This window comes from Arthrobacter echini (genome assembly GCF_008107445.1).
Classification (GTDB): Bacteria; Actinomycetota; Actinomycetes; order Actinomycetales; family Micrococcaceae; genus Arthrobacter_D; species Arthrobacter_D echini_A.
The window spans coordinates 133534-145492 of record NZ_VSLD01000006.1 but is presented as its reverse complement, the minus strand read 5'-3'; the positions used below and the strand labels follow the sequence as shown (position 1 = coordinate 145492).

Genomic DNA, 11959 nt, shown 5'->3' with positions numbered 1-11959 from the left:
TCGTGCCGGCCACCTGCTGATTCAGGCACTAGGAGGGCGGGCGGAGGATCTCCAGCCCCATGAGGCATGTTGCCTGCCCTTCGAGCGAGGCGAGCGAGAGGTTGAGCAGCGACTCCAGTTTCGCGAGACGCTGCGCCAGGGTGTTGCGGTGGATGAACAGGCTCGCCGCGGTCCGTCCGGGTTGCGCATCGTGGTCGAGGAAGGCCCGCAGCGTGCCCAGCAGGTCCACCGCATGGGTGTCGTCGTACGCGATCACCGGGGCCAGGAGCCGGCGCGCTCCGGTGCGGGCTCCCGACGAGGCGGTCGAGGCGATGAGGGTGCGGATTCCCAGCTCGGGCGCCCGCTGCGGCGTCCGGGCGACACCGACCATCGTGCCCGCCTGATGCAGCGCGAGGCGCACCTCGTCGATCGACCGGCACGGCCCCTTGACGACGAGCGGCTGGTCGGGGAGGTCGCGGATGCAGCGCACCAGGAACGCTTCCGTAGCCTCGGTCGCGTCGACGCCGTCGAGCGGTCCCTGAGCGAACGCGTACAGCACCCCTGACCGCACCTGGACGCGCACATCGCCGAAACGGGCCTGCAGGAGGATCCTGATCCTCCATGCGCTCGAGAGATTGCGGCGTCCCGTGGTCGCCGCGAGGACCACCGTGGACTGGTGGAGGTCCAGACCCGTGGACAGGAAGGTGGCGACGAACCCCTCCAGGGCGACACCTGCCCAGTCCGGAACCTGGTCCAGCAGGATCTCGAGTTCGCGCTCCTTGTGCGTGGTCGTGTGCAGCGCGGTCTGCAGCTGCACCGCGATGATCGATGCGGCCGGGGCGAGCAGGGTGCTGATGGGATGGTCCGACGCCGGATCCCTCACGATCAGCTGGAACGAATCGCCGCTCCCCATCGGCAGCGGGATGCTGCTCGGATCCGTTCGTGCGGGCTCGGTCGCGAGGTCCTCCGAGGTCCAGACCGCCGTCGAGGGTGAACGTGCGATCACGGTGCCCGTGGCGTCGACGATCGCCAGATCGCCCTCCGCGGACTGGGCTGCAGCATCGAGGATGACCTGCAGATGCGCCCCTGACGCTGCGAGCTGCGCGCATTCCCTCGCCAGCTCCCAGGATCTGTTCACAGCGGTGTGGCGCTCCACCTGCAGCACATTCGTCACGTGGCGATGGACCTGGAGGAAGGGAACCGATCTCGGAATTTCCAGGAGTGGCAGATCGAGCGACGTCGCGGCCCGGATCAGGCCGGGAGGCACGAGGTGATGTGCTGTTCCTGTCCCGAAGGCGATCGCCGACACCCTGACCCGCACGAGTCGCTCCACGTACGCCGTCCAGGTGCGCTCGTCCTCGATGTTCAATCCGATGCCGTTGGTCAGCAGTACCACGTTGTGGCTGAGGAAGGGGGTGGGGTCGATGGTCTCAGCAGGAGCACACCAGCTGATGTCCCACCCGAGGCGCGTCACGGACGACGGCGTATGCAGGCGCAGCTGGAGCGCGTCAGCGGCCAACAGATCAGCAACGATCATCGATTCTCCTCATGTGCATCCGCCCTCCAGGTGTCGGTAAACGGAGGCAGCTGACCACTATATAGGGGGTGCGACGCTCACTAGGGTGAAACGCATGGTGAATGTGACTGGGACTACTTCCGTGCCCATCGTGAATTCGGATCTCGGTGAGTCTCTCGGGCTGCACTCCTTCGGGAACGACCTCGCACTCCTCGACAGCGTCGATGCAGTCAACGTGGCATGCGGATTCCATGCTGGCGATCCCGATACCATGGCCGACACCGTGGCAGCCGCCCATGCCAAGGGAATCATGATCGGCTCGCACCCCGGCCTCCCGGATCTCGTGGGCTTCGGTCGGCGGGAGATGAAGCTGACCCCCGCAGAGGTCGAGCACATCATCCTCTACCAGGTCGGGGCACTCTCTGCCTTCCTGAAGCGCGAGGGTGCTCCGCTGAGCCACATCAAGCCCCACGGCTCGCTCTACGGAATGCTGGCCAGGGATTCGGAGCTCATGCGCAGCGCGGCGCGGGTGGCCCGTCTGTTCGAGGTTCCGATCTACGGTCTCGCGGGTACAGCGCACCAGAGTGTCTGTGCTGAGCTCGACGTCCCGTTCGTCGCCGAGCTCTACGTCGATCTCAACTACGGCCCGGGCGGCGAGCTCCTCATCCAGCGCCGGCCCGAGCCGACCGACCCCTCGCGCGCTGCTGAGCGGGTGACCCGAGCACTGAGGGACGGCCACGTCGAGGCAGCCGACGGGAGCCTGCTCACCATCGACTTCGACAGCGTGTGCGTCCACTCGGATGCACCCAACTCGCCCGACGTCGCAGCGGCCGTGCGGCACGCCCTCAACACCCTCTGATCAACCCACCGAAAGGACCATCATGGCGGACATCGTCTCCCCCCTGCCCGGCATCTTCTATCGCAAGCCGGGCCCCGACAAGGACCCCTATGTGAACGAGGGCGACCCCATCGAGGCGGGCCAGACCATCGGCGTCGTCGAGATCATGAAGCAGTTCTCCGAGATCCGCAGCGATGTCTCCGGAACGCTGGAAAGCTTCTCCGTCGAGGACACCGGGACCGTCAATCCCGGGGACGTCATCGCCACGGTCTCGGAGAACTGACCGTGGAGCGCCTCCTGATCGCCAATCGGGGCGAGATCGCGGTCCGGGTGATCCGTGCCGCACGCGAACTCGGGATCGGAACCGTCCTCGCGGCGAGCGAACCGGATGCCGGGTCCTATGCCGCATCGCTGGCCGATGCAGTCGAGGTGGTGGGCCCGGCGCCGGCGACGAAGAGCTACCTCGACGGAGCAGCACTCCTCGCAGCCGCCGAGCGCTCCGGCTGTGATGCCCTCCATCCCGGCTACGGGTTCCTCTCGGAGAACGCCGGGTTCGCGCGGGCGGTGGTCACGGCAGGACTGACGTGGGTAGGGCCCTCCCCCGAGGCCATCGAGCTGATGGGGAACAAGTCCCGTGCACGGCAGGCGGCCGATGATGCCGGGGTCCCCACCCTGCCCGGCAGCGACGGCGCCCTGGATCCCGACGTCGACCCGTTGCCGATCGCCCGCGCCGTCGGCTACCCCCTGGTGGTGAAGGCCTCCTCCGGCGGCGGCGGTCGCGGTATCCGCCTGGTCACCACCGAGGCCGACCTCCTCAGCACCCTCGATGTCGCTCGCGCCGAGGCCCAGGCCGCGTTCGGTGACCCGACCGTGTACCTCGAGCAGTTCGTCTCGCGTGCACGGCACGTCGAGGTGCAGATCCTGGGTGACGGCGAACGCATCATCCACCTGGGTGATCGGGACTGCTCCCTGCAGCGGCGCCAGCAGAAGATCATCGAGGAAGCACCCGCACCGATGGTTCCGGACAGCGTGCGGGAGACGATCCGGTCCTCGTCGATCGAACTGGGACGACAGTGCGGCTACTCCGGACTCGGCACCATCGAGTTCCTCTACGATCCGGACCGGGAACAGGCTGCCTTCATCGAGATGAACACCCGGCTCCAGGTGGAGCACCCGGTGACGGAGATGGTGACCGGCCTCGACCTCGTCCGGGAACAGTTGCTGGTCGCCTCGACGGGCCGCCTGCGGCTGGCGCAGGAGGATGTCACGTTCCGGGGCCATGCCTTCGAGTTCCGGATCAACGCCGAGGACCCCTCCCAGGGATTCATGCCGAGTCCGGGCACACTCGAACGCCTGGAGTGGCCGGGCGGGCCGGGCGTCCGGATCGATTCCGGGGTTGTCGCGGGCTCCGCCGTCGCCCCGTTCTACGATTCGCTGCTGGCCAAGCTGATCGTGTGGGACGAGGGCCGACCTGAAGCGATCCGACGGTCGGAGCGTGCCCTCGACGAGGTGCGCATCGAAGGGGTCAAGACCACGCTGCCACTCCTGGCCGCCGTGCTGCAGCGGCCCGAGGTTCAGGACGTCACCCACCATTCCAAGTTCATCGAATCCACCCCCGACCTCCTTGGAGCTGCCGTATGACACCGACGACCCAGCATCTGAGGGCCGCCCGCTACACCTGGGGTGGCGACGAGTTCCTCTTCGTCGAGATCGCCGAAGCCATGAGCCTGACAGCCAACTTCACCGCCAATGCGATGGCGAGCGCCCTGGCCGCGCGGACCGTCGACGGCATCGTGGACATCTGCCCGGCGAACGCGTCCCTGTTGGTGCGCTTCGACCCCGACGTGATCCCTCCCGGGAGCCTCGAGGAACTCGTACGCGACATCGAACACGAGGTGGCCCAGCTCAGCGAGCAGACGCTGGAGACCCGGATCGTCGAGGTTCCCGTCTGGTACGACGATCCCTACACGGGTGAGACCGTTGCGCGCTTCCGCAAGGGACACCAGCGGCCCGAGGGGACGGACCTCGACTTCGCGGCAGAGGAGAACGGGCTGCCCTCCGCCGCGGAGTTCATCCGCCGACACCACTCGTCTCCCTGGCTGGTGTCGATGGTGGGCTTCGTTGCCGGCCTCCCCTTCATGTTCCAGATCGTTCCGCAGGAGGAGCAGCTCGAGGTCCCCAAGTACCTGAGCCCGCGGACGGACACCCCCCCGTTGACCGTGGGGCACGGCGGCTGCTTCGCCTGCGTCTACTCGGTGCGGGGAGCCGGAGGCTATCAGATGTTCGGGATCGCGGCAGCGCCGATCTTCGATCCCGCGCAGCGGCTCGCCGACTTCGAGGACTTCATGATCTTCTTCAAGCCCGGAGACATCGTGAAGTTCAAGCCCGTCGGCGAGGAGGAGTACCGGGCCATCCAGGCCGAGGTCGCTGCCGGCACCTTCACCTATCGTCAGGCGCCCGTGACCTTCGATCTGCAGAGGGCACTGGACAACCCCACCACCTACAACCGGGACATCATGGAGACGCTCAATGGCCTTTAACATCCTCGAACCCGGCCTCGCGACCTCGGTCCAGGACCAGGGCAGGCTCGGGTACTACCACGTGGGCATCCCCCAGGGTGGTGCCATGGACCAGTTGTCCGCGTCGATGGCCAACGCGCTCGTGGGCAACGCAGCCTCGGACGCCGTACTGGAGTGTGCCTATCTCGGACCGAAGTTCACCACCGACGCGGACACCGTCATCGCGATCACGGGCGCTCCGGTGGCCATCTTCGTCAACGGCACCGCGGTGGAGCAGTGGACCCGGCTTCCACTGACCGCGGGCGATGAAGTGTCCTTCGGCATGCTGACGGGTGGCACACGCTATTACATCGCGGTGCACGGCGGCATCGACGTCCCCTCCGTCCTCGGCAGCCGCAGCACCTATGCACTGGGCGCCCTCGGCGGGCTGCACGGCCGCACTCTCGCCGCCGGGGACACGGTACCCGTCGGCGACGGAGCCGGCACCCCTCCCCGTGAGCGCAGGGAGTCCATCCCCGACGAGCTGCGGCCCGCCTATGCGAAGGACATCACCGTGCGGGTCCTGCCCGGCCTGTACGACCACCGGCTGACGGCGCACGGTATGGACACCCTCGTCACCGCCTCCTGGACCCTGACTCCTGTGGCGGACCGCACCGGCCTGCGCTATGCCGGTCCGGATGTCGAGTGGCAGCCGCGTACTCAGCCCTTCGGCGCCGGTTCGGACCCCTCGAACATCGTGGATGCCGGCTATGCTATCGGGTCGATCCAGGTCCCCGGTGGCAAGGAACCCATCGTGCTGCACCGGGACGCCGTCTCGGGCGGCGGCTACGCGATGGTGGCCACGGTCATCAGCGCCGATATGGACCTGGTCGCTCGAAGCGCTCCGGGCACGCAGACCCACTTCGAGCCCGTGACGATGGACCAGGCGCTGGCCGCACGGGCCGATGCCGCCCGGATCCGCCGCGCGGTCTGGGTATGAGATCAGCGAGGGAGGTCCCGGGTGTCATCCGGCCCTGAGGGCCCTGCCTGATTCGACCGCGCCCGGTGCGGAGCTCTCGCGTACTGCGAGCTCCGGCTGGAATCGGAGCGCCTCGACGTCCTCCCCTGCCATCACGCGGTGGAGCAGTCCCACGGCTGCTCGGCCGATCTCCAGCATCGGTGACCGCACGGAGGTCAACGGGATGGGTAATTGGGCCGCCAGGGAGGTGTCGTTGAAGCCGACGACGGCGATGTCGTGGCCCACGGTGAGACCGGCGGCCCGGAAGGCTCCCATGGCTCCGATGGCCGCGAAATCGTTGACGGCGAATACGGAGGTGGGCACGCCGCCGCCGAGGCGCAGAATTTCCTCCCCACCCCTTCTCCCGCCTGCCGTGTCGAAAGGTGAGGGAAGGATGTGGCTCTGCGGTATCTCCACACCCAGTTCCCTCCATCGCTCCACGAAACCGGAGGTCCGGTCGAGCCCTGTACTCGCATACGGTTCTCCGGCGATGATCCCGACGGACCGGTGCCCCATCGACCACAGGTGATCCGCCGCGAGCCGGCCCCCCGCTGTGTCGTCGCAGGTGGAGGACGGGAAACCGGGATGACGCCGATTCATCAGGACGAAGGGCACCTGCCGGGAGGCCAAGTCGCGGACCAGTGCGCTGTCTGCGTGGACATCGCCCAGGATCAGGCCGTCCACCCTGCGCTTCAGCATGATCTCCGTCTTGACCCGCTGCTCGTCGAGCCTGTCGTGGGAGTTCATCACGAACGTCGAGTAATCACTCTCCGCTGCCGCTTCCTCGACGCCCTCGTACATCGTGGCGAGGACCAGGTCCGAAAGCCGCGGAACGATGACGCCGATCGAGCGCGTTTTCCGCGTCCGAAGACTCGTGGCATGGGGATCCGGTGAGTAGCTCCGCCGCTCTGCCAGCTCCCGGACCCTGCGGGCCGTCTCCGGCGATGCAGCACCCCGGGCTTCGTCGGTGTCCGAGTGCAGCACGCGCGAGACCGTCGACACATGGATTCCGAGTTCCGCCGCGAGATCCTTCAGCGTGACCGCAGCTGGTCCCTTCCGGGGTCTGTTCATATCCTCGGCCCCCTCTTCCTGCTTCCATGAATGCTTCCGACCATGAAATTGTGGCAGATCACTTGACGAGACACACATCACATCTTATGGTTTCTTCAGTCGGCCAATCGATTGGGTACATCTCGGTGATGACATCTCACGGGGTACCGCCAGGCCCTTCGCCGAATCGCACGTCGGACACTCGCCCACTCCAAGGAGGAACATCGATGGGATCGGTCACCGAGGACCATGTGGTGCTGCTGGCAACCGGGGGCACGATCGCCTCACGCGCGGACTCCGTCACAGGCTCCACCCTCGCCGCAGACTCGGGAGCCTCGGTCCTCGCGGCCGCCGGAAGCAGCGCCGTCGGCATCGAGGTGGTGGACCTGATGCAGAAAGGGTCCTACCTCCTGACCTTCGAGGACATGCTCGGTATCCGTGAAGCCATCCAGAAAGCGCTCGCGGCACGCGGCACGCGCGGCGTCGTCATCACCCACGGAACTGACACGATGGAGGAGACCGCGTATCTGGCCGACCTCCTGCACGACGATCCACGCCCGGTCGTCTTCACCGGAGCCCAGCGGGCAGCCGACCATGCCGATCCGGACGGCCCACGGAATCTCCGGGACGCGATCGACGTCGCGATGGCCCCGGAAGCACGCCATCGCGGAGCCCTCATCGTGTTCGACGGCGAGATCCTCTCCGTTCCCGGTACCCGGAAATCGGAGACATCGAAAGCGAAGGCGTTCAGCAACCCGGACCTGGGGCGAGTGGGGTCGGTCGCGGAGGACGGGTCCATCCACTTCGGCCCTGCACGACGACGCGAAGCGCCCCTGAACTCCACCGGAACCGGGATGAGCGCTCACGGTCCGGTCCGGGTGGACATCATCGCCATCTATCCAGGAGCCGATGCCACGCTGTTCCGTGCGGCCCTTGCCGCCGGTGCACGCGGCATCGTCCTCGAGGCCACCGGGCTCGGCAATGCGAACGCGGCACTGAGCGAGGCCGTACGGACGGCGATCGAGGACGGCGTCGTGGTCGTCACCAGCACCCGGGTCCACGCCGGACCGGTTCGCGGGATCTACGGCGCCGGAGGCGGTAGGACGCTCGAGGATGCCGGCGCCGTCCCCTCGGGGCTGCTCCGCCCGTCCCAGGCGCGCATCCTCCTGCAGACCCTGCTGACCTGCGGCACGAGCCCCCAGGGCGTTGCCCATCAGTTCCTCCAGCGCGGTCAGCCTCCGTCCGCCTGATCACCGTTCCCGTTCCCGTTCCCCAGAAAGGTTCATTCATGACAAAAGATATCCAGATCGCTTTCGGTGTCGACGTCGACGCCGTTGCCGGAATGCTCGGCTCCTACGGCGGTGAGGACTCACCCTGTGACATCTCACGAGGGCTCTTCAGCGGGGAGGTCGGAGCACCGCGACTGCTGCGCCTCTTCGAGAAGTACTCCCTGCCCTCCACCTGGTTCGTACCCGGACACTCACTCGAGACGTTCCCCGATCTCACCCGGATGATCGTCGACGCGGGCCACGAGATCGGGGTCCACGGGTACTCCCACGAGAACCCCATCGCGATGACCCGCGAGCAGGAGACCGCCATCCTCGACCGGTCGATCGAGCTCATCGAGAAGGCGTCCGGGCGACGTCCTACCGGATACGTGGCGCCGTGGTGGGAGTTCTCTCCGATCACCAACGAGATCCTGCTCGAACGGGGCATCAAGTACGACCACTCCCTCATGCACAACGACTTCGAGCCGTACTACGTGCGGGTCGGCGACAGCTGGACGAAGATCGACTACACGAAGCCGGCCGAGGCCTGGATGAAGCCGCTGGTACGCGGTGAGGAGACCGACCTCGTCGAGATCCCGGCCAACTGGTACCTCGATGATCTTCCTCCCATGATGTTCATCAAGGCATCGCCGAACTCCCACGGCTTCGTCAACCCGAGGGACATCGAGCAGATGTGGCGCGACCAGTTCGACTGGGTCTACGCCGAGATGGACCAGGCCGTCTTCACCATGACCATCCACCCTGACGTCTCGGGCCGCCCGCAGGTACTGCTCATGCTGGAGCGGCTCATCCAGTACTTCAACTCCCACGAGGGTGTCTCCTGGCACACCTTCGACCAGATCGCCGATTCGTTCCTGGCCCGCAATCCCCGAGAGGAAACCAACTGATGTCGATCCAAGAAGCGGGTGTAGACCTTTCGACCCCGACGGGGAACGAGCGTCGCAAGTTCCCGGTCTTCTCGCGGAGGAAGACCAGCACCGCAACGGTGCTCGCACTGCTCGCCTGGACCGTCGCCGTCTTCGACTACGGACTGTTCGGGACCCTGCTCCCCGCCATGCAGGCGGAGTTCGGGTGGACGGCACCGGAGGCCTATGCGATCAACACCTGGATCGCCGTCGGAACAGCCATCGTCTGTTTCGGGATCGGCCCGGTCATCGATCGGCTCGGACGCCGCAAGGGCATGATGCTGACCGTGGGCGGCACGGCGGTCGTCTCGGGAATCACCGCGATCATCCCGGCAACACTGGGGTTCTTCAGCAACGCCATGCTCGTCTTCGTCCGCTCCTTCGGGGGCCTCGGCTTCTCGGAACAGGCCGTCAACGCCGCCTACATGAACGAGGTGTACCAGGTCACCGAGGACGAGCGGAAGCGCAAGCGTCCGGGCTTCCACTACTCGTTCATCCAGGGTGGCTGGCCGCTCGGCTTCCTCCTCGCGAGCGCCCTCGCCCTGGCGTTCCTCCCGGTCCTGGGCTGGCGGGCGCTGTATCTCATGGCAACCATCCCGGCGATCATCATCGTGCTGCTCATCTCCCGCAAACTGAAGGAGACCCCGCAGTTCGAGCTGCACCAGCGACTGCGTGAGCTGGAGAAGGACGGCCGGGGAGCAGAGGCACACGACCTCGCCCGCGCCTACGGCGTCGAGCACTCCTCGACCGCGCCGCTGAAGCGGATCTGGGAGCCGGAGTTCCGACGCAACACGATCGTCTTCTCCCTCGCATGGATCCTGAACTTCTTCGGGATCGCGATCTTCAGCGTGCTCGGAACCTCGGTTCTCGCCAACGCCAAGGGCGTTCAACTCTCGGATGCCTTCTGGATGCTGATCGTAATCAATCTGCTCGCCTACTTCGGCTATGTCTTCCACGGCTGGGTAGGCGACAAGTTCGGTCGCAAACGGACCATCATCGTGGGCTGGATCATCTCCGGACTGTCGTTCGCCGTGATGCTGAGCCCCCTCGTGTCCAGCCCGTTCCTCATCATCCTCACCTATGGCACCGGCCTGTTCTTCCTCGTCGGGCCGTATGCCGCGATCCAGTACTTCATGGCCGAGTGCTATCCCGTGAGCTGCCGCGCCACCGGGCTGGCCTTCATCGGGGCGATGAGCCAGCCCGGCACGATCATCGGCGGAGCCCTGTTCACCGTCATCGCCGCCCAGGCCGATACCGGTACGGCAGCACTGTGGGTGGGCGCTACCGGGACCCTCATCTCGGGTTTTCTCATGATGGCGGCCCGTCCGGTCGCTGCGGTGGCCCTGGAGGAACCCCATGCGATCGTCTGAGGTAGCAGTCGTGACAGGTGCCGCCAGTGGCATCGGTCGTGCAGTGGCCACGCACTATGCCGGCCGCGGTGTCCGGACCGTCATCGGTACATTCCCGGGCGACCCCTACGATCCTGGGGAAACACTCGCCTCCGTGCAGGATGCAGGGGGTGAGGCCGTCATCCACGAGGTCGACGTCCGGTCCACGTCGTCCGTGGATGCCTTCGCCCAGCGCGCCCTGGACGAGTACGGGCGGCTGGACTACGCCGTCGCCAATGCAGGGATCCTGCGGAACTCACCGCTCGACGAGCTGACGGACGAGCTGTGGAACTCGATGCTCGACGTCGACCTGACGGGCGTGCTGCGCACACTTCGGGCAGCTTCCCAGCGGATGGAGGGGCCCGGCGCACTGATCGCCGTGTCCTCGATCGCCGGCGGCGTGTACGGGTGGGAGGAGCATGCGCACTACGCCGCAGCGAAAGCAGGGGTACTCGGCCTGGTGCGGAGCGTGGCGGCGGAACTGGGGCCGCGACAGATCCGCGCGAATGCCGTGATCCCAGGACTGATAGAGACACCGCAATCGCTCGATCCCGTCAACTCCCTCGGACCGGAAGGCCTGGAGCGGGCCGGGGCGGACATCCCGTGGGGCAGGGTCGGCCGGCCCGAGGAGGTCGCCGATGTGATCGGCTTCCTCACCTCCGACGCCTCCCGATACATCACGGGGCAGTCGATCGTGGTGGACGGCGGCCTGACGATCAAGATGCGCGCATGAGCGTGACCACTCGCACCCCCGCCGGTCCGGCCCACAGGACCGGCGGGGGGCGCGCCGTCGTCGTCACCGGTGGAGCCAGCGGCATCGGTGCCGCCATCGCTGCCGCTTTCGAGGCACAGGGAGATTCCGTGATCATCCTGGACCGCTCCCCGGGCGGCGGCATCGAGGTCGACGTCGCCGATGAGTACAGCGTGAGAGCCGCCTTCGCCGAGGCCCGGCAGCAGCTCGGCATCATCGACGTCCTGGTGAACAGCGCGGGCCTGCTCACCGAGTCCAGGCTCGAGGACATGTCGCTGCACCGCTGGAACGAAACCATCTCGGTCGACCTCACCGGCATCTTCCTGTGCTGCCGCGAGGTCGTCGGTCCAATGCGTGATCAGCGGTGGGGAAGGATCATCAACATTTCCTCCCAACTCGGGATCAAGGGTGGCACCGGCCTCGCGCACTACTCCGCGGCGAAGGCCGGTGTGATCGGCATGACCAAGGCCCTGGCCCTCGAGGTCTCGGCGGACAACGTGCTGGCGAACTGCATTGCACCCGGGCCGATCGAGACCCCTCTCGTGGAAGGTATCTCGGAGGACTGGAAGGCGGCCAAGCGTACCGAGCTGCCTCTGCGCAGATTCGGTACACCTGATGAGGTAGCCCCCACGGCCCTCCTGCTCGCGAGCGATCCGGGCGGGAACCTGTTCGTCGGGCAGACCCTAGGGCCCAATTCGGGCGACGTCATGCCGTGACGGGACATCAC

General features: G+C 66.7%; 12 protein-coding genes. 10 read left to right on the top strand and 2 right to left on the bottom strand.

What is annotated here, in order from left to right:
- Positions 1-28: 28 nt before the first annotated feature.
- Positions 29-1516 carry a PucR family transcriptional regulator gene (locus FQ377_RS12090; RefSeq protein ID WP_148601518.1) on the bottom strand — a complete coding sequence of 496 codons (1488 nt, stop codon included), beginning with the start codon at positions 1514-1516 and terminating at the stop codon, positions 29-31.
- Between the two features lie 121 nt (positions 1517-1637).
- On the opposite strand from FQ377_RS12090, the gene pxpA reads away from it, so the two are divergent.
- From pxpA to FQ377_RS12065, 5 genes are read left to right on the top strand one after another with little or no spacing between them, the layout of a single operon-like run.
- Positions 1638-2354, top strand: a complete 717-nt coding sequence (pxpA, locus tag FQ377_RS12085; RefSeq protein ID WP_262364432.1) for a 5-oxoprolinase subunit PxpA — start codon at positions 1638-1640, stop codon at positions 2352-2354.
- A 22-nt stretch (positions 2355-2376) separates the two neighbouring features.
- Positions 2377-2616 carry an acetyl-CoA carboxylase gene (locus FQ377_RS12080; RefSeq protein WP_148601516.1) on the top strand — a complete coding sequence of 80 codons (240 nt, stop codon included), beginning with the start codon at positions 2377-2379 and terminating at the stop codon, positions 2614-2616.
- A 2-nt stretch (positions 2617-2618) separates the two neighbouring features.
- Positions 2619-3974 (top strand): acetyl-CoA carboxylase biotin carboxylase subunit, encoded by a 1356-nt coding sequence (locus FQ377_RS12075; protein WP_148601515.1) that lies wholly within the window; start codon positions 2619-2621, stop codon positions 3972-3974.
- The gene (locus FQ377_RS12070) at positions 3971-4873 is read left to right on the top strand and encodes a 5-oxoprolinase subunit B family protein (protein ID WP_148601514.1); all 903 of its coding nucleotides are present in this window, start codon (positions 3971-3973) and stop codon (positions 4871-4873) included. The genes FQ377_RS12075 and FQ377_RS12070 overlap by 4 nt, the downstream gene beginning before the upstream one ends.
- On the top strand, positions 4863-5831 hold the full coding sequence (locus tag FQ377_RS12065; RefSeq protein WP_148601513.1) for a 5-oxoprolinase subunit C family protein: 969 nt from the start codon (positions 4863-4865) through the stop codon (positions 5829-5831). The genes FQ377_RS12070 and FQ377_RS12065 overlap by 11 nt, the downstream gene beginning before the upstream one ends.
- Positions 5832-5855: 24 nt before the next feature.
- Here FQ377_RS12065 and FQ377_RS12060 read toward each other — a convergent pair whose 3' ends face one another.
- Complete coding sequence (locus tag FQ377_RS12060) at positions 5856-6920, bottom strand: LacI family DNA-binding transcriptional regulator (RefSeq protein WP_148601512.1); 1065 nt, start codon at positions 6918-6920, stop codon at positions 5856-5858.
- A gap of 206 nt (positions 6921-7126) precedes the next feature.
- Here FQ377_RS12060 and FQ377_RS12055 point away from each other — a divergent pair, with 206 nt between their 5' ends.
- Genes FQ377_RS12055 through FQ377_RS12035 form a run of 5 tightly spaced genes read left to right on the top strand, consistent with a single transcriptional unit; the run spans position 7127 to position 11948 of the window.
- Positions 7127-8149 (top strand): asparaginase, encoded by a 1023-nt coding sequence (locus FQ377_RS12055; protein ID WP_148601511.1) that lies wholly within the window; start codon positions 7127-7129, stop codon positions 8147-8149.
- Positions 8150-8187: 38 nt separating this feature from the next.
- Positions 8188-9075 (top strand): polysaccharide deacetylase family protein, encoded by an 888-nt coding sequence (locus tag FQ377_RS12050; protein WP_148601510.1) that lies wholly within the window; start codon positions 8188-8190, stop codon positions 9073-9075.
- Complete coding sequence (locus tag FQ377_RS12045) at positions 9075-10463, top strand: MFS transporter (protein WP_148601509.1); 1389 nt, start codon at positions 9075-9077, stop codon at positions 10461-10463. The genes FQ377_RS12050 and FQ377_RS12045 overlap by 1 nt, the downstream gene beginning before the upstream one ends.
- Positions 10450-11214, top strand: coding sequence for an SDR family NAD(P)-dependent oxidoreductase (locus FQ377_RS12040; protein WP_148601508.1), 765 nt, complete (start codon positions 10450-10452; stop codon positions 11212-11214). Before FQ377_RS12045 ends, FQ377_RS12040 begins: the two co-directional genes overlap by 14 nt.
- A complete protein-coding gene (locus FQ377_RS12035) occupies positions 11211-11948 on the top strand; it encodes an SDR family oxidoreductase (protein ID WP_148601507.1) in 738 nt (245 codons plus the stop codon). Before FQ377_RS12040 ends, FQ377_RS12035 begins: the two co-directional genes overlap by 4 nt.
- Positions 11949-11959: the final 11 nt, after the last annotated feature.